This window comes from Paenibacillus glycinis (assembly GCF_009909185.1).
Taxonomy (GTDB): domain Bacteria; phylum Bacillota; class Bacilli; order Paenibacillales; family Paenibacillaceae; genus Paenibacillus_Z; species Paenibacillus_Z glycinis.
Window position 1 is genome coordinate 1 of record NZ_JAAAMV010000018.1, and the last position, 21,301, is coordinate 21,301.

At 55.7% G+C, this 21,301-nt stretch carries 21 protein-coding genes and 1 other RNA gene; 7 read left to right on the plus strand and 15 right to left on the minus strand.

Features of this window, described 5'->3' with window-relative positions; genetic code table 11:
* Nucleotides 1-335: 335 nt before the first annotated feature.
* Complete coding sequence (locus GT019_RS19265) at nucleotides 336-686, plus strand: hypothetical protein (protein ID WP_161744826.1); 351 nt, start codon at nucleotides 336-338, stop codon at nucleotides 684-686.
* A 318-nt stretch (nucleotides 687-1,004) separates the two neighbouring features.
* Nucleotides 1,005-1,547, plus strand: a complete 543-nt coding sequence (locus GT019_RS19270; RefSeq protein WP_161744827.1) for a GNAT family N-acetyltransferase — start codon at nucleotides 1,005-1,007, stop codon at nucleotides 1,545-1,547.
* A 45-nt stretch (nucleotides 1,548-1,592) separates the two neighbouring features.
* Here the strand turns inward: GT019_RS19270 and GT019_RS19275 are convergent, their stop codons facing one another.
* The 6 genes from GT019_RS19275 to GT019_RS19300 are packed head-to-tail and all read right to left on the minus strand — an operon-like array spanning nucleotide 1,593 to nucleotide 6,322.
* The gene (locus GT019_RS19275; protein WP_235948691.1) at nucleotides 1,593-2,471 is read right to left on the minus strand and encodes an urease accessory protein UreD; all 879 of its coding nucleotides are present in this window, start codon (nucleotides 2,469-2,471) and stop codon (nucleotides 1,593-1,595) included.
* Complete coding sequence (gene ureG, locus GT019_RS19280; RefSeq protein ID WP_161744828.1) at nucleotides 2,425-3,159, minus strand: urease accessory protein UreG; 735 nt, start codon at nucleotides 3,157-3,159, stop codon at nucleotides 2,425-2,427. Before ureG ends, GT019_RS19275 begins: the two co-directional genes overlap by 47 nt.
* A gap of 25 nt (nucleotides 3,160-3,184) precedes the next feature.
* On the minus strand, nucleotides 3,185-3,898 hold the full coding sequence (locus tag GT019_RS19285; RefSeq protein ID WP_161744829.1) for an urease accessory protein UreF: 714 nt from the start codon (nucleotides 3,896-3,898) through the stop codon (nucleotides 3,185-3,187).
* Nucleotides 3,899-3,916: 18 nt separating this feature from the next.
* Nucleotides 3,917-5,635, minus strand: a complete 1,719-nt coding sequence (gene ureC / locus GT019_RS19290) for an urease subunit alpha (RefSeq protein ID WP_161744830.1) — start codon at nucleotides 5,633-5,635, stop codon at nucleotides 3,917-3,919.
* The gene (gene ureB, locus GT019_RS19295; RefSeq protein ID WP_161744831.1) at nucleotides 5,632-6,000 is read right to left on the minus strand and encodes an urease subunit beta; all 369 of its coding nucleotides are present in this window, start codon (nucleotides 5,998-6,000) and stop codon (nucleotides 5,632-5,634) included. The genes ureC and ureB overlap by 4 nt, the downstream gene beginning before the upstream one ends.
* Nucleotides 6,001-6,019: 19 nt before the next feature.
* Nucleotides 6,020-6,322, minus strand: coding sequence for an urease subunit gamma (locus tag GT019_RS19300; RefSeq protein ID WP_161744832.1), 303 nt, complete (start codon nucleotides 6,320-6,322; stop codon nucleotides 6,020-6,022).
* 352 nt (nucleotides 6,323-6,674) lie between these two features.
* Here GT019_RS19300 and ilvD point away from each other — a divergent pair, with 352 nt between their 5' ends.
* Complete coding sequence (ilvD, locus tag GT019_RS19305) at nucleotides 6,675-8,363, plus strand: dihydroxy-acid dehydratase (RefSeq protein ID WP_161744833.1); 1,689 nt, start codon at nucleotides 6,675-6,677, stop codon at nucleotides 8,361-8,363.
* A gap of 226 nt (nucleotides 8,364-8,589) precedes the next feature.
* Here ilvD and GT019_RS19310 read toward each other — a convergent pair whose 3' ends face one another.
* Together GT019_RS19310 and GT019_RS19315 are read right to left on the minus strand one after the other, a co-directional pair.
* A complete protein-coding gene (locus tag GT019_RS19310; protein WP_161744834.1) occupies nucleotides 8,590-9,318 on the minus strand; it encodes a zf-HC2 domain-containing protein in 729 nt (242 codons plus the stop codon).
* A 123-nt stretch (nucleotides 9,319-9,441) separates the two neighbouring features.
* Nucleotides 9,442-10,890, minus strand: coding sequence for a polysaccharide deacetylase family protein (locus GT019_RS19315; protein ID WP_328804001.1), 1,449 nt, complete (start codon nucleotides 10,888-10,890; stop codon nucleotides 9,442-9,444).
* Between the two features lie 210 nt (nucleotides 10,891-11,100).
* On the opposite strand from GT019_RS19315, the gene GT019_RS19320 reads away from it, so the two are divergent.
* Entirely contained in the window at nucleotides 11,101-12,225 is a 1,125-nt protein-coding gene (locus tag GT019_RS19320) for an AI-2E family transporter (protein WP_161744835.1), read from the plus strand.
* A gap of 16 nt (nucleotides 12,226-12,241) precedes the next feature.
* On the opposite strand, the gene GT019_RS19325 is transcribed toward GT019_RS19320, so the two are convergent.
* From GT019_RS19325 to GT019_RS19335, 3 genes are all read right to left on the minus strand, one after another.
* On the minus strand, nucleotides 12,242-14,065 hold the full coding sequence (locus GT019_RS19325) for a peptidoglycan D,D-transpeptidase FtsI family protein (protein ID WP_161744836.1): 1,824 nt from the start codon (nucleotides 14,063-14,065) through the stop codon (nucleotides 12,242-12,244).
* A gap of 149 nt (nucleotides 14,066-14,214) precedes the next feature.
* Nucleotides 14,215-15,123: a LysR family transcriptional regulator gene (locus tag GT019_RS19330; RefSeq protein WP_161744837.1), complete on the minus strand. Its 909-nt coding sequence runs from the start codon at nucleotides 15,121-15,123 to the stop codon at nucleotides 14,215-14,217.
* A gap of 50 nt (nucleotides 15,124-15,173) precedes the next feature.
* A complete protein-coding gene (locus tag GT019_RS19335) occupies nucleotides 15,174-15,794 on the minus strand; it encodes a rhomboid family intramembrane serine protease (protein ID WP_161744838.1) in 621 nt (206 codons plus the stop codon).
* Between the two features lie 98 nt (nucleotides 15,795-15,892).
* Here GT019_RS19335 and tpx point away from each other — a divergent pair, with 98 nt between their 5' ends.
* Nucleotides 15,893-16,411, plus strand: coding sequence for a thiol peroxidase (gene tpx, locus GT019_RS19340; RefSeq protein ID WP_161744839.1), 519 nt, complete (start codon nucleotides 15,893-15,895; stop codon nucleotides 16,409-16,411).
* Nucleotides 16,412-16,475: 64 nt separating this feature from the next.
* Here the strand turns inward: tpx and GT019_RS19345 are convergent, their stop codons facing one another.
* The 4 genes from GT019_RS19345 to GT019_RS19360 all read right to left on the minus strand — a co-directional run bounded on the left by GT019_RS19345 (nucleotide 16,476) and on the right by GT019_RS19360 (nucleotide 19,919).
* The gene (locus GT019_RS19345) at nucleotides 16,476-16,868 is read right to left on the minus strand and encodes a DUF1499 domain-containing protein (protein WP_161744840.1); all 393 of its coding nucleotides are present in this window, start codon (nucleotides 16,866-16,868) and stop codon (nucleotides 16,476-16,478) included.
* A gap of 96 nt (nucleotides 16,869-16,964) precedes the next feature.
* Nucleotides 16,965-17,147, minus strand: a non-coding RNA gene (gene ssrS, locus GT019_RS19350) — 6S RNA.
* 48 nt (nucleotides 17,148-17,195) lie between these two features.
* On the minus strand, nucleotides 17,196-17,996 hold the full coding sequence (locus tag GT019_RS19355; protein ID WP_161744841.1) for a YesL family protein: 801 nt from the start codon (nucleotides 17,994-17,996) through the stop codon (nucleotides 17,196-17,198).
* A 312-nt stretch (nucleotides 17,997-18,308) separates the two neighbouring features.
* Nucleotides 18,309-19,919, minus strand: coding sequence for a DEAD/DEAH box helicase (locus GT019_RS19360; protein ID WP_161744842.1), 1,611 nt, complete (start codon nucleotides 19,917-19,919; stop codon nucleotides 18,309-18,311).
* A 141-nt stretch (nucleotides 19,920-20,060) separates the two neighbouring features.
* Here GT019_RS19360 and GT019_RS19365 point away from each other — a divergent pair, with 141 nt between their 5' ends.
* Both GT019_RS19365 and GT019_RS19370 read left to right on the plus strand, forming a co-directional pair.
* Nucleotides 20,061-20,885, plus strand: coding sequence for a YitT family protein (locus GT019_RS19365; protein WP_161744843.1), 825 nt, complete (start codon nucleotides 20,061-20,063; stop codon nucleotides 20,883-20,885).
* Between the two features lie 153 nt (nucleotides 20,886-21,038).
* Nucleotides 21,039-21,233: a hypothetical protein gene (locus GT019_RS19370; protein ID WP_161744844.1), complete on the plus strand. Its 195-nt coding sequence runs from the start codon at nucleotides 21,039-21,041 to the stop codon at nucleotides 21,231-21,233.
* The last annotated feature ends 68 nt before the right edge of the window (nucleotides 21,234-21,301 follow it).

Genomic DNA, 21,301 nt, shown 5'->3' on the forward strand with positions numbered 1-21,301 from the left:
TCAAGCCCGGAATTAGAATATATCATATTTCAAAACCGTTTTGCAAGCTTTATTTTTAGGCTTGTTTCGATTTCGATCACCGTCGCCGTGTTTCTCTCTCGGCCGGAATAAGAATATACCATGCCCGCAACTTACGTTGCAACAGGTATTATTTTACATGTTGGAAAAGCCGAATGTCATGAATGGTCGGTTATGCGCAATCTACTATATCTATGCTATTCGATTCGCAAGCATGCACACAAAATTTTATGTAAAGGCCTTGTCCTCCGGTTCACAAAACAAATCTGATGTGTTAAAATGAAAGCGCTAACAAATTCATTAAGGGGGAGCACGACATGATGAATGTAATAGCAGATGACGCGCGCAGTATATACGAGAGCTTTGAGGTAGAGAAGGATATTTACTACTTCAAAGTCGGCAGACTCGGACTCGTCAGCTTTCACGGTAGAAACTACAACATTAAAAAGAGCATTACTACCGAACAGCTGAACAGTTACATCACTTCGGGGCATTTCGTTAAAGTGAGCTCGAATTGTTACGTCAATGCAGGGAAAGTGCTTTCCGTCACCGACGGCTTGATCTGCTTCGACCGCGGCTGCTCCGAAACGAAACAAATCCACGTTCCGAAATGGAGACAGCACGGCGTCAAAAACCTGCTATCCGCACATAAGCCAATGGCGATGTAGCCTTATCAAAGCCTTGTTCAGGATGCGACGGATACCGTCTCCGAACAAGGCCTTTTCATGGAATAATGCCTCCTTCTCTTACGCACAATACGCTACAGCTGACGCAGAAGGAGGGAATCCCATTGGCCAAACAGCAAGGTCACGGTCGCAAGAACACAACGACCAGAACGTCGGATAAAAAGAATAAAAACAACTCGGAAAACTAGTTCAGCTCCATGGATAGCTCCAGCCGAACCCCGCGTTTCCCTCGTCGAAAAGGGAATCCCTGGGGTTCTTTTTGTTGGTATAATGAATGAAAACATGGCGAGGTGATCGGGCTTGCATGTACATTTTCATACCGAGCGGCTGCTGCTGCGGCCATTTGTTCAGGATGATGCCAAAGACATCCAGCTGATGGCTGGCGAATTCGTCGTGGCCGATACCACGCTCTCGCTTCCCCATCCTTATCCGGATGGCGCCGCCGAATTATGGATTTCTTTCCGCGAGGATGCCGCGCGGCACGGGCACGGCTATACTTTCGCGATTGTCGAGCAAGCCGCGAACCGGCTCACCGGCTGTATCAGCCTTAATCTAACCTCCGCGCACCAGCGCGCCGAGATCGGTTATTGGCTCGGAAGCGCGCATTGGGGCAAAGGGTACGCGACGGAAGCCGCACGAAGAATCATCCAATTCGGATTCGAAGAACTTGGCCTCAATCGGATCTGGGGGGCTGCCATGACGAGAAATCCCGCTTCCTGCTCCGTTCTCCAAAAAGCTGGCTTGCGGTACGAGGGCTGCTTGAAACAACATATTCAGAAGTGGACTCAGTACGAGGATGTCGATAACTACGGGCTAACGAGGTCGGATTACGAGTCTCGATAAACTAACGAAGCTGGCGGGAGAACCGCCAGCTTCGTTAGTTTATCCTCACCGCAAAAAATTCAAGGGCTGCAAATGCAATAGATGCAAGCGAAGCGACGACCAGGCGGCCTCCAATGCCTCTTGCAGCACCCAGGCCGCGTTTCCAGCCGCCATAACGGCAAAACCGTACTTGTAGGTCAATGATACCCCCCATATGAGAGGCTGCCCTTCGTGCTTCGGCAGTACATTCAATGCCTCGCGAACAACGTCCGCTTCGGGCATGCCGATGCGATCGGAGAATGCATAAAATACGCCGGTATGCGTCAACTCCGCCATGCACCCCGGCGCGAAGAGCTCCTGCCGAGACGGCTCGATCCGTTGATGCTGCGCGTATATCAGTTCGTTTCCATAATAAACGTTCAGTTTATTCCGAAACTCGCGATAAGCAAACCGCTCGCCGCGCGGCGTCCTTCCAGGACAGAACACGTCCGCCCCCATCCATAACGCTCCCCTCGACAAGCGCACCTCGGACTCGCTGGCGAATGCCGCGTCGCGATAAAGCATGACGGGCTCCGGCATCGACTCCACGACAGCCCCTTGGCCCAGTTCAAACCGTTGGCTCATCGACGAACCGCTGCTTGCCGCGTGCGACGGATGTACTTTCGTAAAGGACTGATTGGTCACGTAAACATGCGCGCCGTCCTCTACGTTCCACTGGAAATCGTACCGGTCTCCGTCCAGCAGTCCAGGCGAAACGTCCATTACGATCACGCCGAGCTGCCCTTCGAGCGGAAAAGCTTTCGCGATTTTGATCGGGGCCGTGTGGTATTTGGAAACGATAAAGGTGCCTGCTTCCCGCCTCCGGAACGTCGCGCGGAGCGTGGATAAACGCTGCGCGCTAGGCGTGGCGGTGATGGGCTGCATCGTGCTCATGATTATGTTCATGCTCGTGCTCATGGTGGTGCGCGATTCCGTTTGCGTGAGCAAGCTCATGCTCCAGCCATGCGACGATGCGATCGACATTGACGCCGCCATATAGGTTCGAAAACACGTATGGCCGCTCGCCGCGCATCAGCTTCGTATCGGCTTCCATGACTTCCAGGCTGGCGCCGACATGAGGCGCCAAATCGATTTTGTTCACGATCAGCAGATCGGAACGCATGATGCCGGGACCTCCCTTACGGGGGATTTTCTCTCCTTGGGCGACATCAATGATATAAATGAACCTGTCCACCAGCTCTGGACTGAAGGCCGCCGCCAAATTATCGCCGCCGCTTTCGATAAAAATCAGATCCAGGTTATCGAATCGGCCCGTCAGCTCCTCGACCGCTTCGAAATTCATCGATGCGTCCTCGCGAATCGCCGTATGCGGACAGCCGCCCGTCTCGACGCCGATGATGCGCTCTTCCGGGAGCACGCCGGTCGCCGCCAATATACGCGCGTCTTCCTTCGTATAAATGTCGTTCGTAATGACGGCGACGTTATATTTATCCTTGATCGCCCCCGCCAACTTCTCGACCAGCGCGGTTTTGCCCGAACCTACAGGGCCGCCGATGCCGATGCGGATCGGTCTTGAACGATCCAATGCCGGTTGTTCCCATTCCTGATGCGTATGTCCTTGTCCTTGACACATGATACATTCCTCCTCGATTGGTGTTCTATGACATGAATAACCGCGAATACAAGTGTTCATGACGCATCATCGCGATTTCGCCGAGCGGCATGTTCGTGTAAGCCTCCTCCGGTTGGAGCGCCGCCGCGATCCGCCAAGCCTCCGCCGTTCTCGGCGTCAAACGCGCAATGATGCTCTGCCCCTCCGTCTGTCCGATGGACATCAGCCGCAGAGCGCTGTTCAAGCAGGTAACGATGCAACCGTACAAATAGCCCTGCGCCGCCTGCTCCAGAGAAATTCCCAGCGAGAAGCAAGCATAGCCGAAAACAAGCGGATGCGTCGCAAAACAAGCGCCGTTCTTCAGTCCCTCGGAGAGCGGTTTCCAATCCAGCTGCGGGTACGCCGCGGAGAGCAGCTGCAGCAGCCGCCGGCCCATTTTCTCGATGCCGCTTCTGGTCTCGATCGCAGTTCGCTGCACATGAACCCTTCGTTCCACGGCCCATAACGAGCCCCAGTTCCCTGCCGGCACGTCGCGATATACCGCCTTGATCACCATCAGATCCGCCGTCGCCCAGCTCTGCATCAGCATCGTCGCCGCGTAGGCCTCGAGTTGACGACTCGTCCGCAACGCGCCTTCCTGAACGAGCGTTTCCAGGCCGAACGAATGCGAGAAGCCGCCAATGGGCAGCGCCGAATCCAAAAGCTGCTGCAGCGCAAGCCAAGGCACGATTCCAGGCGTCGAAGCCGTCGATTCCTTCATTCCAGCACACCTCTTCGCTTAAAACAGAAAATACCGCTGCGCCATCGGCAGCACCTCCGCGGGTTCGCAAGTGGCCGGCACGCCGTCGACCTTAACTTCGTACGTCTCGGGATTCACTTCGATCACGGGCGTGGCATCGTTGTGGATCATGTCCTTCTTCGATATGGCTCGGCAGCCGCGGACGGGCTCGATACGCTTCGCGAGACCGAGCTCCTTCGCAATGCCGCGGTCATAGGCCGCTTGCGAGACGAAGGTGATCGAGGTATTGGCCACGGCTTTGCCGAAACCGCCGAACATCATCCGGCCGAACACCGGCTGAGGCGTCGGAATCGAAGCGTTGGGATCGCCCATTTGCGCGTAAGCGATCATGCCGCCTTTGAGGATCATATCCGGTTTGACGCCGAAAAACATCGGACTCCAGATGGCCAAATCCGCGAATTTGCCCGGTTCGACGGAGCCGACCAAGTGCGAGATGCCGTGGGTGATCGCAGGATTAATGGTGTATTTGGCGATATAGCGCTTGATGCGGAAATTGTCCGCCTCGTCCGAGGCGTCCGGCGCGAGCGGGCCGCGCTGCTTTTTCATTTTGTCGGCGGTCTGCCAGGTCCGGATGATGACTTCGCCGACGCGCCCCATCGCTTGCGAATCGGAGCTCAGCATGCTGAATACGCCCATGTCGTGCAAAATATCTTCCGCCGCGATCGTCTCCGGGCGAATCCGCGAATCCGCGAAGGCGACATCTTCGGGAATGCTGCTGTCCAAGTGATGACAAACCATCAGCATGTCCAGATGTTCCTCGATCGTATTCACCGTGAACGGCCGGGTGGGGTTCGTCGACGATGGGAGCACGTTGCGCTCACCTGCAGCGCGGATGATGTCCGGCGCGTGTCCGCCCCCGGCGCCTTCGGTATGATAGGTATGGATCGTCCGGCCTTTGAACGCCGCGAGCGTATCCTCCAAAAATCCCGCTTCATTTAAAGTGTCCGTATGAATGGCCACCTGCACGTCGTATCGATCCGCCACTTCCAGGCAAACATCGATCGCGGCCGGCGTCGTTCCCCAGTCTTCATGCAGCTTGAGGCCGATCGCCCCCGCTTCGATCTGCTCGATGAGCGGCTCCGCGAAAGACGCGTTGCCTTTTCCCGTAAAGCCCAGATTCATCGGAAACGCTTCCGCCGCTTCCAGCATTCGGCGCATATGCCAAGCTCCCGGCGTGCAGGTCGTGGCGTTGGTGCCGGTCGCCGGCCCCGTGCCGCCGCCGATCATCGTTGTCACCCCGGAAGCCAGCGCCGTCTCGATCTGCTGGGGACAGATATAATGGATATGCGTGTCGATGCCGCCGGCCGTCACGATCTTCCCTTCGCCGGCAATTACCTCGGTGCTGGCGCCGACGATCATATTCGGCATGACGCCGTCCATGATATCGGGATTACCGGCTTTGCCGATGCCGACGATGACGCCGTCGCGAATGCCGATGTCGGCCTTTACGATCCCCCAATGGTCGATAATGACGGCGTTCGTGATGAGCGTATCGAGCACGCCTTCGCCGCGCAACGCGCCGCTCGACTGTCCCATGCCGTCGCGGATGACTTTGCCCCCGCCGAACTTGCCTTCGTCCCCGTACACCGTATAGTCGCGCTCGATTTGCGCCCAAAGTTCCGTATCGGCCAGCCGCACGGCGTCGCCGGTCGTCGGCCCGAACATCGCGGCGTAGCTGCTTCGGTCCATTTTGCTCATGGCTGCTCTCCCTTCCAAGCGGTCAAACGCGCACGTACGTCCTCCGGCATCTCGCCGCGTACGGCCGGACCGTTCGTCAAGCCATTCAGGCCGAAGGAGCGTTTGGATCCCCCGAGCTCGACGAGCTGGACCGGCTTCTCTTCGCCGGGCTCGAACCGGACGGCCGTCCCCGCCGGAATATCAAGCCGCATGCCGAACGCCTCCTCTCGGGAAAACGAAAGCGCGCGGTTCACCTCGAAGAAATGGAAATGCGAGCCGACCTGGACAGGCCGGTCACCCGTGTTAATGACGACGATACGAGCCGTTGCTCGTCCGGCGTTAAGCTCGATCTCGCCTGGGACGATGCGATATTGCCCGGGAATCATGCGGATCACCTTCTCGCTCTCAGTGTATGGGATGATGAATCGTAACCAGCTTCGTCCCATCCGGGAACGTCGCTTCAACCTGGACCTCATGAATCATTTCCGCGACGCCGGACATGACTTGTTCGCGGTTCAATATGGTCGTTCCGAATTCCATCAGTTGGGCTACCGTTTGGCCGTCCCGCGCGCCTTCCAATATCTCGGAAGTAATGAGGGCCACGCTTTCCGGGTAGTTCAGCTTCACGCCGCGGAGAAGGCGCCTTCGAGCCAAATCGGCCGCAATCGTGATGAGAAGTTTTTCTTTCTCGCGTTCAGTCAACTGCATGGAGGCACCTCTTCCTGAATTTTTATGAATGACCGCTTTAATGCATAACGCCAATAAAGTGGCACCGCAATGATAGCATTCGAGCAAGATCACTTCCTATTATAACGGTCGTTCAAGGGCAAGTAAATCTTTTGCGTTACGTTTACTCACATCTCATGAAAGATAATTCGCCATTTCGCGATAAACCTCACTGAATCGTGTCACTTTTTATCGAAACTCAACTGGACGAATGTGACTTTCCCCTCTCTCTGACGACTCTCTCACTAGGCCGCGAACAGCCCGGAATACTGGTCATTCCTAGTGCAATGTGATAGACTACTCAATATTGAATTAACACTTGGGAGGTACCGATATGGCTTCAAATAAGATGCGTTCAGACATGATAAAAAAAGGCTTTGACCGCGCTCCCCATCGCAGCTTGCTGCGTGCCGCCGGCGTAAAAGAAGAAGATTTCGGCAAACCGTTCATCGCGGTGTGCAACTCGTATATCGACATCATTCCCGGCCACGTTCATCTCCAAGAATTCGGTAAACTGGTTAAAGAAGCGATCCGCGAAGCGGGCGGCGTTCCGTTCGAGTTCAATACGATCGGCGTCGACGACGGCATCGCCATGGGCCATATCGGCATGCGGTATTCCCTCGCCAGCCGCGAAATTATCGCGGATTCCGTCGAAACCGTCGTTAACGCGCACTGGTTCGACGGCATGGTCTGCATTCCGAACTGCGACAAAATCACGCCGGGCATGATCATGGGCGCGCTACGCGTCAACATCCCGACGATGCTCGTCAGCGGCGGTCCGATGAAAGCCGGCAAAACGTCCGACGGCCGTCCGATCTCGCTCTCCAGCGTCTTCGAAGGCGTAGGCGCGTTCCAAGCGGGCAAGATCGACGAAGCCAGCCTCACCGAGCTCGAGCAATACGGGTGCCCGACTTGCGGCTCTTGTTCCGGCATGTTCACGGCCAACTCTATGAACTGCCTCGCCGAAGGCCTCGGCCTTGCGCTTCCGGGCAACGGCACGATCCTCGCCGTATCGCCGGAACGCAAAGAGTTCGTAAAACAAGCGGCGCGACAATTGATGGAACTGATCAAAATGGATCTCAAACCGCGCGATATCGTGAAGCTGGAATCGATCGACAATGCCTTCGCGCTCGACATGGCGATGGGCGGTTCGACGAATACCGTGCTGCACACGCTTGCGATCGCGCATGAAGCCGGCATCGAGTATCCGATCGAACGCATCAACGAAGTCGCGGCTCGCGTGCCGCATCTCGCCAAGATCGCTCCCGCTTCCGATTACCATATCGAAGACGTGCATAACGCGGGCGGCGTGAGCGCCATCATCAACGAGCTCTTCAAAAAAGAAGGCGCCTTGAACGGCGACGTGCTTACCGTCACGGGCAAAACGCTTCGCGAAAACGTCGCCGGATGCGACATCCTAAATACGGATGTCATCCATCCCTTGGATAATCCGCATAGCCAACGCGGCGGACTGGCGGTCCTGTTCGGCAATCTCGCTCCGCGCGGCGCGATTATCAAGGTCGGCGCGGTCGATAAATCGGTCGGCGGCTATCATAAAGGTCCTGCCATCTGCTTCGACTCCCAAGACGACGCGCTGCACGGCATCGCGAACGGCAAAGTCAAAGAAGGCCATGTCGTGGTCATTCGCTACGAAGGACCTAAAGGCGGTCCCGGCATGCCTGAAATGCTGGCGCCAACGTCGCAAATCGTCGGCATGGGTCTCGGCGCGAAAGTCGGTCTCGTTACGGACGGACGTTTCTCCGGCGCCTCCCGCGGCATCAGCATCGGCCACGTTTCCCCGGAAGCGGCCGAAGGCGGACCGATCGCTTTCGTTCAAGACGGCGATATCGTCGAGCTTGACCTGAACAACAACGAAATGAACCTGTTGATCAGCGACGAGGAATTCGAAGCGCGCCGTGCCGCATGGCCGGGATTCGAATCCAAGATCAAAAAAGGCTACCTGGCGCGCTACTCGCACCTGGTAACCAATGCAAGCACGGGCGGCGTGCTGAAATTCAACTAATTTTCGCCCGAGCTGAAACTTGTGGAAATGCCCTGCGTATGACTGAATGTCAGTCATCTGCGCAGGGCATTTTTAATCGGCGAAGATGGGGCCTTATTAGGTTTGGATAAATAGCAGCTTATGTGCTCGGATTAAGCGACCTGTTCGAGTACTTCAAATCCAATGATCTCGCTTCCGTCTTCGAGCGTTCTATCAACCGTTGACGAATGCGCGCCAATATCCTGGCTTACGACAAATTTCCAGCCAGCACGATCAAACCATTGGGGCTTTCATCATCAGCTTCCCGTTCAAGAGAGACGCAAATTCGTTCATAACGGTCCGACGAGGCGGCATAATGAAGCTCTCCCTCGCCGGCAAAGGTCGGAAACGCTACATTATCAACGGGCGCACCGTCCTTCACAAGCCATACGCGATAAGTCTCGTCCTTGCCGGGAAGCGGCAAATGATCGGCCTGCACGACGATTTGGACGCCGCCGCGATCTAGCATAATGACGACATGCCCCTCGGCAGCGCTGCCCTCCGCTTGCGCGTACAAATCGACGACCTGCTTAACGTACGGCACGAAGGCGGCGCTCGAACCGGTATCGCTGTCCGAAGCCAGGCTTGTGACTCGCAATGCAAGAAACGCCATCGTCAGAAGGAGAAGCACGCAGAAGGCCCCGAGACTAGCGACTAGGCAAGAAGTCCGATCACGATCATTCTTCCGATGTTCTCGCAGCACGAGATGCGTCGCGACCCACGACTTCATTCCGCTCGCGGGATAATTGGTGCAATCATCGGGAGCCAGCAGTTGCTCGTGAACGCTTCGGATATCCGCCACGAACTGCCGGCAATCGGGGCAATGCTCCAAATGCATTTCAAACGCCTTTCGCCTGAAATCGCTCAAGCCGTCGAACATATACATAGCTGCATCATCGCAAGCATCATTGTTCGCATGAAACCGCAACCGCATCATGTTTTCCTGTATCCCTTCGTTGTCGAAAATAGACGTTCAACCTCATCTTACCAAGAAATGTCAAAATAACAATTTGAATTCGTCGGCGCGAATTATGGTTGATGCTTCGACGTAAAAATGCCGCTAGGGAGTAAACTCCCTGGCGGCATTTGAACTGTCGTATGATACGGGCGGGATGTCGTCCCTGTTGCCATGCATGCTTCCGTCATAATGGATGGCCGATTTCATTCGCGGAGGCGCAGGCTCATTTTGCCGCCCGCTGGCGGAGGTTTGCCAGAAATGTTCCATCGACATTGCGATGATACGCGGCTCCAAGGGATGGCTCTGATCGGCCAACCGCTGTTTGCCGGCAGGATTCAGGACGCGCAGCAATAATTTCAAATAAAAGCGGGTTGACGTATCAAATAGGCCTTTCGGCATCGGCAGCACATCGAAGCCGAACTGCTCTACGCCACGGTTAATCATGCTGACGCCGTAAATCCCTTTCGCGGGTTGAACGGATTCGTCAGCGGCAAGCTTATGGGCAAGCTGCGGCATTCCCTTCTTCGCTTCGCGAATCAGCATGACGGCCAATTGCATCATCGATCGCGATTCCGTCATTAATTTGACCAGTTTCCTGTTGTCGAAATGGATCTCGACGACGCGATCCTTGTCGGTGATCGATCTGCCGTCGGACAGCTCCAGCGTTTTCCCGTGATAGGGCACGATCCGGTAATAGAAAATGCAGTCCTCGGCGACTTCCTTCACGCGGAACAAAACGTGGAAGACGCGCTCCCAGCCCATCCAGCAGGCGACGGCGATGCGCTTCGTCCAGCCGATCGATGGCTTCGCCCGGCCGGCTTTCTTGCCGCGACCGGACAGGGCGATCATCTCGGTAATATGCACGAATCGATAACCTTTAGCCTGACCCGCTGCCAAAAAGGGTTCCAGCGCGGCGAGCATGTTCTCCGGCGCTTCCTTGTCGGCTCCGAATGTCAGCCCGCAATCGTGGAGCAGCAGCACTTCGCCCGGCCGAAGCTTCTTCATCATCCGCTGCAGCAGCCGATCGGCCCCGACGCGCTTGCGCCAGTCGCCAAAAAGCGCCGACCACAGTATGATTTGCAGATACCCCAAGTTCGAGAAATCGAACAAATTAACGATGCCCCACGGCGGACGATAGTAAGCGGTTCGTGATCCGGTTGCCTGTTTTATGATATCCGAAGTGCGGTGGATTTGTTTCTTGACCGTCCTCGGACGCATGAGCCAGTTCGTTTTGTGCACGTAATTATGAATGCCGATTACATGTCCTTCGTCATGCATCCTTTTGAGGATGTCCGGATGCTTCTCCGCATGAATGCCCACGACGAAAAAGGTCGCTTTCGCATCATAGCGCTTCAATAAATCAAGCAACCGCGGGGTATAGACCGGATCCGGTCCATCATCGAACGTGAGCGCGATTTCTTGCTTCGCCCGCCCTCGCTTAAACACGTGAAAACCGAAAGTCCGGCTGACCAAACCGGGTAAAAACGCATAAAACGTCAAAAAATAAAAGCCCCACAGCAGGAAGTTTTCCATGTCTTGTTTTCCCACCACCCCTAGTTTCAACCTTGTACGTCCATGGAAGAGGGAGTGCCATGTGCCCATTGCTCGTTGACTTCATCCATTGTACCATAGCCCCGCGGAAATCGGCTACGAAAGTTAAAGTAAACATTAAGCACGCGGCCGCGGCAAGCACTAAACATAGCTTTTTTAGGAAATACTGGTATTCTATAAGAAGAATAATAGTGCGAAAAGGAGTTTATTATGCTGTCCTTCTACCGAAAATACTGGCGCACCGCATTCGACATCGCGCTGATCATCCTCACGGTTTGGCTCATCATGTACTTGTTCAGTTATTTATACCGGATCGCGACGCCCATTTTTCTGTCGTTCCTGATTTATTTGTTCATCGAACCGCCTGCGCGCTGGCTGACCCGGCTGGGGCTGAAAAAATCGATCGCTTCGGGCATATCCGTGCTGATCTTCACGCTGATCATCGTGGCCGCTTTCGTCGGAGCCGGTTACGTCGTCACGACGCAGGTCACGGGGCTAGCCCACAAGCTGCCGGAATACCAGCGCATACTGGTCACGGAATTCCAGCAGCACGCCAGCTTGCTCGAGGATAAGATCTCCGGACTTCCGCCGGACGTCGTCGACAATGCGGAGAAGGTCATCGGGTATGTCACCGACTGGGGCCAAGGCCTTGCCGGTACGTTTCTCCTTTCGCTGGGCGGTTACCTGATGTCGTTCTCAACCTTTATCATTAACTTCTCGATCGGGATTATTCTCGCTTATTTTCTCAGCTTGGAAATCAAGGAATGGAAACAGGTTGCGCGCGAAAAAACGCCGAATACGTTCAAACGCGCGTTTCAATTTCTGCGCGAGAACGTATTCGTCGGCATAGCCGGGTATTTGAAGGCGCAAGGAAAGCTGATCAGCATCACGTTCGTCGTCATTTTCATCGCGCTGCTGCTGCTCGGGGTTCCCAACGCTTTCTCGATCGCCCTGTTGTCGGCATTCTTCGATATCCTGCCGCTGCTGGGCGTCGGCACGGTCTTCATTCCATGGATCATCTACCTGTTCATCGTCGGACAAACCTCGCTGGCGATCTGGCTGACCGCGCTATTCCTGTTCGTGGTGCTGACCCGGCAAATCCTGGAGCCTAAAATCACCGGCGATACGCTCGGGGTCTCGGCGTTCACGATGCTCGCCTTCATGATCGTATCCTTGTCGATCTTCGGCATCTCGGGGGTCATCCTTTCGCCGATTCTCATGATCCTGCTGAAGGCGCTCTACGATCAACGTTACTTTCACCGCTGGATCCATTCCCCCAAAGGGGAGTTTGAAAATGCATCCAATCCTTACGACGAGTCGGATTCCATCTTATGATGGAGCCCGACTCTTTTTATTGCTCCGCGTCCGCCAGGATATCCATAACGCCCCGGAACAGCTTGGTCGCTTGGTTGGACGTATGCACGCCCCGGTTCTCGGACAGCACCGCAACGGCGTACCTCGGCGAGCGTACCGGACCGTAACCGACGAACCACTGGTTCAACCGCTCCGTTCCATGCAGCCGTACTTGCGCCGTTCCGGATTTCCCCGCAACGGCCCACTTGCCATCGGCGATGCTTTGTCCCGTTCCGTATGCCACCACCGCTTCCATGCCGCGCAAGATCGTCTGCGTCGTCTGCCGGCTGACTTGACCGTAACGCGACGGCCAGGTTTGGCGGGGCAGCTCGGCAAGCAGCTGGCCGTTCCCATAGCGAATATCGCTCACGAGGCGCGGTTCTTGCACGGAACCGCCATGCAGCAGCGTAACGACGAGATTTGCCGCCTGGAGCGGCGAAAGCCGGACATCCCGCTGCCCGATGCCCGTTTGAGCCAGTTGTCCGCCGTCACGAACGGTCGGAAGCTTGGCAAACACATGTCCCGCCTCTTCTTCAGGCAAGAGTCTCAGCGGCTTGTCCAGCGGCGCGAAGGCCGACTCGCTGGCCCATCCCACCTGCTCGCCGATACCCAGCTTCTCCGCCGTTACGTATAGCTCCTGCGCGTTCATCCGTTCCGCCAAGGTTGCGAATACGACATTGCAGGAGCCGGCGAGCGCTTCTTCCAGCGTCAATTGTCCATGGCCGCCCCTCTTCCAGCAATGAAGCCCGTAGCGTCCATAATTCCCATGGCATTGAAAGGACTCATGCGCGTTCGCGGCGTGCGACTCCAAAGCGGCAGCCTCCGTCACGAGCTTGAAAATCGATCCCGGCGTCGCGGCCCGCACCGCATGGTTCACGTAATCCTCGGGCCCGCCGCCCTGTTTGTCTTGCGGAAGCCTCGGCCTCGATATCATCGCGACGATGTCCGCATTATCGACATCCAGAACGACGACCGCCCCTTCTCCGAGCCGTTCCGCATCGACATAACGCTCCAAGCGATTCTGAAGCGCGAAATCCATGGTCGTCTTGACCCGTACCGGGTAATACGGATTGGCGGAACCGTTCAACCGCCAGTCCAGGCCCTGCATCGGCTTATTCGCGCCGTCCGTAAAATACGACACCGTCGTCGGTCCCGTTCCCTGCAGCAGGCGGTCAAGCGATCGCTCGAGCCCGGCGCCGCCGGTCTGATCCGTCAGCTTCATCGTGCGTTCTTGCAGTCGTTGGCCGTAATCCATCCGAAGCAGCTCAGGATGCTGGCTGACGTAACCGATGGCATGCTTCGCGTTGAATCCGTCCAGGTATCGATTACGGTAGGGCAGGATGCGGACGCCGTGCAAGCGAAGATTCCGAATGACGCCGATTTGCTTCGCCGATAGCTTCAGCGGGCAGCGTGCGCCCTCCGCGCGCCAAAAGGCCGGCTCCTTCAACGATTGCATCCACCGCGCCAACCGATTCGGCTGTACATGCAGCGCACCGGCAAGCGCCATGATATCCCCCGGTTTCCCGGCAATCCGCGCCTCGGCATCATGCAAGGGAAAAACCGCAAGCGACTCGTAGGTTTCGCCCGTTAGCGCGATCCCCGACCGGTCGAAGAAATCGCCGCGCCCGCTATCGAGCACGAGCTCCCGCTCGCGCTGAGCGACGGACTCGGCCTTCCAGCGCGTACTCCCCGCGCCGACCGGTTCAACCGGCGAAAGCTGCAGCCAAGCCAGCCGCAGCAGGATGGCGACCAGAAACAAACTCATGCCGATCAGGACGGCGAATACCCGCCGCTGCCTTGCTTTCCGCCATTCTTTGCTCATTCGCGCTTCGTCTCCGCTTTCCTTGGAATCGCATTCTCGCTTTCCATTATCCCCCTGCGGACAAGCGTTCAATCATGAATTCCGTCTCGGCGAAGCATCAAAAAGCCTTATCGCGAATGACATCATCCGCAATAAGGCTTTTATCCGATTTATAGGCGGCCCTTCGACTCGACGCAGGCGAAGAAATCGAGCAAGAACCGCTGGAAGACTTTCGCGACGAGGGGAAGCTTCTCGTTCGATCGGTAGATCAACCCGATCGTGCGCGTCACGCGCGGCGAACGTACGCGGACGTTGGCCGGCTGCAGCTTGCCCGAGCCGTGCAGGGCCATCTCCGGAAGCAAACTGACGCCCATGCCCGCGGCGACGAGACCGCGAATCGTATCCGTCTCCTGTCCTTCGAACCCGATATTCGGGGTGAACCCGGCTTCCAGGCAGGCATCCCAAACGATCGGCCGAAGCGAATATCCATCGCTGAAGAGCACGAACTTCTCGTCCCTCAGCTGAATCAAGTCGATCGTTTCTTCTTGCGCCAAAGGATGCCCCGGCGGCAGAATGGCGAACAGCTCTTCCGTCAGCACGGTTTGGCCGGTCACATGCGCGTGCATCTCCGGACACGGGGACACGAACGCCAGATCCACCTCCCCCTTCATCACGTCTTGGATGAGCGAGGGATACATGCCTTGCTTGAACCGGAAATTCACGTTCGGATTCTGCTTCCGAAACGCGGATACGACCTCCGGTATAAGCGAGATGCCCAGACTGTGGGGAAATCCGAGCCGAACCTCGCCTTTCTCGGGATCCAGAAACTCCTGGATCTCCAAGACCGCGCGTTCCAGGTCGGCCAATATCACTTCCGCGCGCTTCAGGAACAAGGTGCCGACCGGCGTTAGCTGCAGGTTGCGGCCCTTCTGCAGAAACAGCTTGGCCCCCAGCTCTTCCTCGAGCTGATGAATCTGCCGGCTTACCGCCGACTGCGCCACATGCAGTTCCTCGGCCGCTTTCGTGACATGCTCCCGCTTCGCGACTTTCACGAAATAATACAATTGTCGAAGCTCCATGACGTCCTCTTCTCCTCAAGGCCCGCGCTATCCGCTCCGGCGCCGAACGACTATCTTCTATATCGTCTGTTCTCCTTGGATGTTAAATAACGGTCATACGCGTAAGCAAGCACGAAGCCAGCAAACAGGCCCCCGAAATGGGCCCAAATGCCGATGTTCGGCGCGATGAGCGTATAAATGACGCCGAAAATCAATATCCCGTAGACCGTCTTGCGCGAATTTTCGTCCAACGTGCGCTTAAGCAGCGCAAGGAACAGATAAGCGCCGAAGACGCCGTAGATGGCGCCAGACGCGCCCGCGCCCGCCGTGGATTGCTCGGCGATCGCGCTGAACAGGTTGCCGACGATCCCGCACAGGAGATAGAACACGGCATACTTGACGTGGCCGAGCATCCGTTCGAGCGGCGGCGCGAAAACGAGTATGCTGAACATGTTGAAGAAAATATGCTGCAGGTTCAAATGAAGGAACACCGCCGTCACGTACCGCCATGGTTCCTGCAGCGAGAAATAATTGTCGTTCGGGGAGCTGTAAAAAAGACCCCGATCCAACAACCGCCCGTCCAGAAACAGATGATCTGCCGCGTAAACCAGGATATTCAGTGCAATAATGGCAGCCGTGACGGGAAACATCCGCAGATAACTGCCGAAGCTTTCGTAGCGCAAAAAAATCATGGCGGTCTCCTTTACGCACTCCTAATTGGACAACGGTAATTCATTATGCTTATAATTATTTGGTAGAAACCAATTCCAATCAAGGAGGCTATTTCATAATGACACAAGAACGTACAAGCGTTTCGACATTTAAAGGCAACCCGCTTACGCTGATCGGCCCGGAACTCAAGGTCGGTGACCAAGCGCCCGATTTCCAACTGAACAAATCGCTCGTGGACGTCGTTTCCTTGAAGGACTACGCCGGCAAAGTAAAACTCATCAGCGTCGTTCCATCCATCGATACGGGCGTCTGCGATGCGCAAACGCGCCGCTTTAACGAAGAAGCAAGCAAATTCGGGGACAACGTCGTCATCCTGACGGTCAGCGTGGATCTTCCGTTCGCTCAAGCCCGTTGGTGCGGCGCTGCCGGCGTCGACAAAGTCGAACTGCTGTCCGACTACAAAAACAACAATTTCGGCGAAGCTTACGGCGTCCTGATCAAGGAATTCACGCTCGATATGCGCGCGATCTTCGTGATCGATGCGAACGACAAGATTCAATACATCGAAGTGCTTAGCGAAATGACCGAGCACCCGAACTATGAAAACGCGCTGAACGCATTGAAAGCACTCGTATAAGCAATAGCCGCCAATCATTATAAAAGCGAGGACAGGGACTCCCTTCCTCGCTTTTTTCGTTTTATTATATGCCGGTCGTTTTATATTGAGCCAGCTTCTTATCGAGCGTCCGGTAAATATCAAGTATGATGCGATAGTTCGACCCTAGGTCGCCGAAGGAGCCGCGCGACGCGGAATAAATGTCAACCGCGGACGTAACCGGGTTGATGTTGATAACGGATACGGTAATGTCCATGGTGCGGCCGGTCATCGTGCGTTTCTCCATCACGATTTCGCCGACGGATTGGACTTCATGTAAGAGTTTATAGCCTTGCATTTTTTTCAGTGTGGAGACGACTTCTTCCCACGCTCTTTCACGGGATAGTTTGTAATAATGGGATTTCAGCAATGGATCTTTCGCTTTATCGCCAGTCAATTCGTGACTGCGCAGCAACCCGATTAGGGTCCGCTTCAACAAAGGTAATCTCCCCCTCCAACGTCTTCTATGTACGCTAAGAGCTATCATAGCACAGTTTGTAACATAAAAAAAAGGGGTTGCCCCCTTTTCATTAGTAAGTAACCCGCCATGCCGTCCGACTTGCTTGTTTCTGAACCCGCTCTCGCAGGTGGGTGGCCGCAGAAACGTTTTTGAGATCCCTTTTCGAGGGCTTGTCAGCTGCGTTTCAATATTAGTCTCCCTAAAAACAGCCATTGGTTCAAAACAAGTGATAAGCCGTAACGCACACCGCAGGATGTATTGCTATTATAGCCCCATGCCGAGGAAAAGTAAACTTGGCGTACGCCGTTATTTAATGGTCGTATGCCCATCGTCCGTGTTCGGCAGCATGATGGCCGCGTCTTCCTCCAGGCGCTTGCGCTCTTCCTCGGCTTCCGCCTCCGCCGCTTTCTCCGCTTGCAGCTGCAGCTTCGTGTAGATGCCGTAGAAATTCCAGAACGCGATCGTGCCCACGATGCTCATCGTAAAAAACGGCACGAGAAACATCAGTTTGGGCGAACTGAAGCTGATGTAGATCACCACGCCGCAGAGCACGACCGTCGACAGCGACCGCAGCGGCCGGCCGATCGTAATGAGCAGCGCGTTCTTGAGCAGCTGCAGCGTTTTCATATGATAGTGCACCAGCATCGAGAAGAAGTTCAGCAGCGAGACGCCAACGAGCACGATCAACGCCACGAACAGGTACGAAATGATGCCCATGGAGCCCAATTTGACGAGATAGACGCGGAAGTCCACGATCAGAACGGTAAACAGCACCGCATACAGGATTCCGCCGATCATGGCTTGCAGATAGCTTTCCTTATAGTTCTTGAAGAACGTCCGCAGCAGCGGCGCGTCCACTTCCCCCATGACCCATTTGCGCGTTACCCCAAACAGGGCAGCCGTTGCCGGGAATAGCGTGAACGGAGCGATAATCGCCGAGAAGATCAAGTTCGACGTGACCTGGTCGGTCGTATCCGCGAAAAAAATCGGAAATAACACAAAAACAAACGGAATCGAACAGATGATCCACAGGATGTTCGTTACCGATAAACGCATGATCCACTCCGAGATTTTGTAAAACCCGCCCATCATGCCCTTCATTTCCATTATTGCCGAATCCTCCTAGCAAGCGATTTCATTTCATCCTATGTTAACTATAATATAGGCGGCCGGATAAGCCAACGCCCATTTTCGGGAATCCGGAGTCGAAAGGGACCGATCCCGCCGAATCCGCTATCGCGACAAGGCAGCCTTGCCCGATTCCGAAGGGAGGTCGCTGCGCTAGCGAGCAATACAGGTCAAGACTTCGGAAATTCAAGCTCGCATAAGGAAAGCCAACCGTAGATTCATAAGGTAAAAAGAGGCTTCCGCTTATCCGATTGCTCGGTTAAACGGAAGCCCCGGCCACGTTATCTCGTACTATTCATCTGCGGAAGGACGCGGACGGCGAGGCGCGTCGGAACGACCCTCGCTGCGGCCTCTATAGCCGCCGTCACGGTCGCGATCGCGGTTGTAACCGCCGCCTCCGCCGCTGTTGCTGCTACTGCTCGAGCTGCGGTTGCCGCCGTAGCCGCCGCGATTGCCTCCGCCATAGCCGCCTCCGCCTTCGCCGCGGCCGCGAGGGCCGCTGCCCGTGCGGTTGCCGCCGCCGAATGGTCCGCCCGAGAAACGGCGTCCGTTCGTGCGTACATCCGGTCTGCGTTTCTTCGCGCGAATCGGATCTTCCGGCGTCAGCTCGATATTCACGTCTTTCTTCTCGCCGGTGATCAGCTTGATCGCCGCTGCCAGCAGATTGACGGAATCGTATTGCTCGAGCAACTGAATCGCGATCGCTTTGAATTCGTGAACGGCTTCGCCGTCCATCGCTTCGAGGATGCGTTCAGCCGTTACGCGCTGCTTGCCTTCGATCGCTTCCGCGATGCTAGGAAGCGGCTTCTTGGCGATCTTGTGACGCGTTACTTTCTCGATGAAGTGCATGTGATCGAGCTCGCGCGGCGTCACGAACGACCACGCCGTGCCTTCTTTGCCCGCGCGGCCGGTACGGCCGATACGGTGAACGTAGCTCTCCGGATCCTGCGGCAAGTCGAAGTTGATGACATGCGTTACGCCGGATACGTCGAGTCCGCGCGCCGCAACGTCGGTTGCGACCAGCACGTCGATGCTGCCGTCGCGGAATTTGCGCATGACGGCATCCCGTTGATTCTGGGACAAGTCGCCGTGCAAGCCGTCGGCGGAGTATCCGCGCTTCTGCAGCGCTTCGCTCAGTTCGTCGACGCGGCGTTTCGTACGGCCGAAGATGATGGCAAGCTCAGGGGATTCCATGTCGAGCAAACGGCTCAAAGCATCGAATTTCTGACGCTCGTGCACTTCGATATACGCTTGTTCGATCGTCGGAGCGCTGACTTGCGTCGGGATGACCGACACATGCTGCGGATCCTTCAGGAATTGATCGGCCAGTTTACGAATGTTCGGAGGCATTGTCGCCGAGAACAGCATCGTATGGCGGTTGTCTGGCACCAAAGAAAGAATGGACGTGATGTCTTCCATGAAGCCCATGTCGAGCATTTCGTCCGCTTCGTCCAAGATTACCGTTTGAACGTCGTCCAGGCGAATCGTCTTGCGGTTGATGTGGTCGAGCAGACGTCCCGGCGTACCGATGATGATTTGCGGTTTCTTTTTCAATGCGCGGATTTGACGGCCGATCTCTTGACCGCCGTAAATCGGCAACGAACGTAAACCTTTGTAACGTGTAAGCTTTCCGATCTCTTCCGAGACTTGGATGGCAAGCTCACGGGTCGGCGTCATGATGAGCGCCACGATGCGGTCTTCCGTAACCGGAATCTTGTTCACGAGCGGGATTCCGAAGGCAGCCGTTTTACCCGTTCCTGTTTGAGCTTGACCGATCAAGTCGGTTCCGGTCAGCGCAATTGGAATGGCTTTGGATTGGATCGGGGTCGATTCCTCGAACCCGAGCTCCGTAATGGCCTGCAACACTTTAGGTTCCAAGCCGAATTCAGCAAATGTTTTCAAACTGTTTCAATCTCCTTCTATCTGCATCCTACAGAAAATATACAGTTCATTATAGCACAACTAAGTTTCAGAATACCAGCAAGGACTATTTACACATACTAAACATCATTCCCAGCTACGAACAATCGAGGTGGCCTTTGCATGCGAACGTCCAGAACCGCGGCTACGACATTGATCAGCGCGCTGCTGATCGCTTTCGGCTTCAACCAGCTGCTTATCCCGCATAAAATGATCAGCGGCGGCGTCTCCGGCATCACGATGATCGCGGGTTACGCGACCGGACTCAATATCGGCTGGCTGTATTTTATTCTGAACGTCCCCATTCTCCTCTGGGGATGGCGCGTGCTCGGGCTGCGTTTCGTCGGGTGGAGCCTGGTCGCCGTGGCCGCGACGACGCTGTTCATGCAGCTCGTTCCGGTCAAGCCGCTGGTCGGCGACTTGATGCTCGGCGCCGTCTTCGGAGGCGTTATCGTCGGCTTCGGCAGCGGCCTCGCGCTCCGGGCAGGCTCCTCGTCCGGCGGCTTCGACATTATCGCCGCCATCGTGACCCGCAAGCGGGACATCTCGATCGGCATGCTGATCTTCGTGCTGAACGGTTCCGTCATCGGGGCGCTGGGGCTGCTCACGAAAGACTGGGACGTCGCGCTCTTCTCCCTGCTGTCCATCTTCACGTCCGGCAAGATCATCGACCTGATCCACATCAACCATAACAAAATGACGGCTTTCATCGTCACCTCGAAAACCGAAGCGATGCGCGAAGCGTTGATCCCCCTCTACCGCGGGGTCACGGTTATTCGAACCCGGGGAGGCTACTCGAATACGGAGAACGACATGCTGATGACGGTGACGACGCGCTACGAGCTGGGCGAGCTGCGCAAAATCATCGCGGCCACCGACCCCAAAGCCTTCGTCAACATCGTCGAAACGGTCGGGGTGCTGGGGGACTTCCGCAAACCGGCCCTATAACGGAATTACCCCGGAAACAGGCGGAGGCAAACATGGATTTTTGCAAGCGACACTAGGTTTTTCAAAGTTCGGCTGTTATAATATAACTATCCCGTACAACAAAGTTTCGTGCCATACGTTTTACCCTCCATTACGATGAAAGGGTGATGCTTCATGGATATGGAAACGGTCAGACTCGTACAGATTGTGGAGAAGTTAGCACCCGAATTAGTGCCTTTCCTCACGGAGCGGGAGTTGAATTTGAATATCGTGCTGCGGGACGGACTGGCATGGCTGGAACCGGAAGACGCGATGGAAATCGTGCAGCACAGCATTTGCGAGCATCAAAAAGAAGTGCTTCTGCAATAGACCTTCTGTAATAGATAACGCGGAACGAGAACAGCCTGTTGTTCTCGTTCTTTTTTTGTTTAATCATA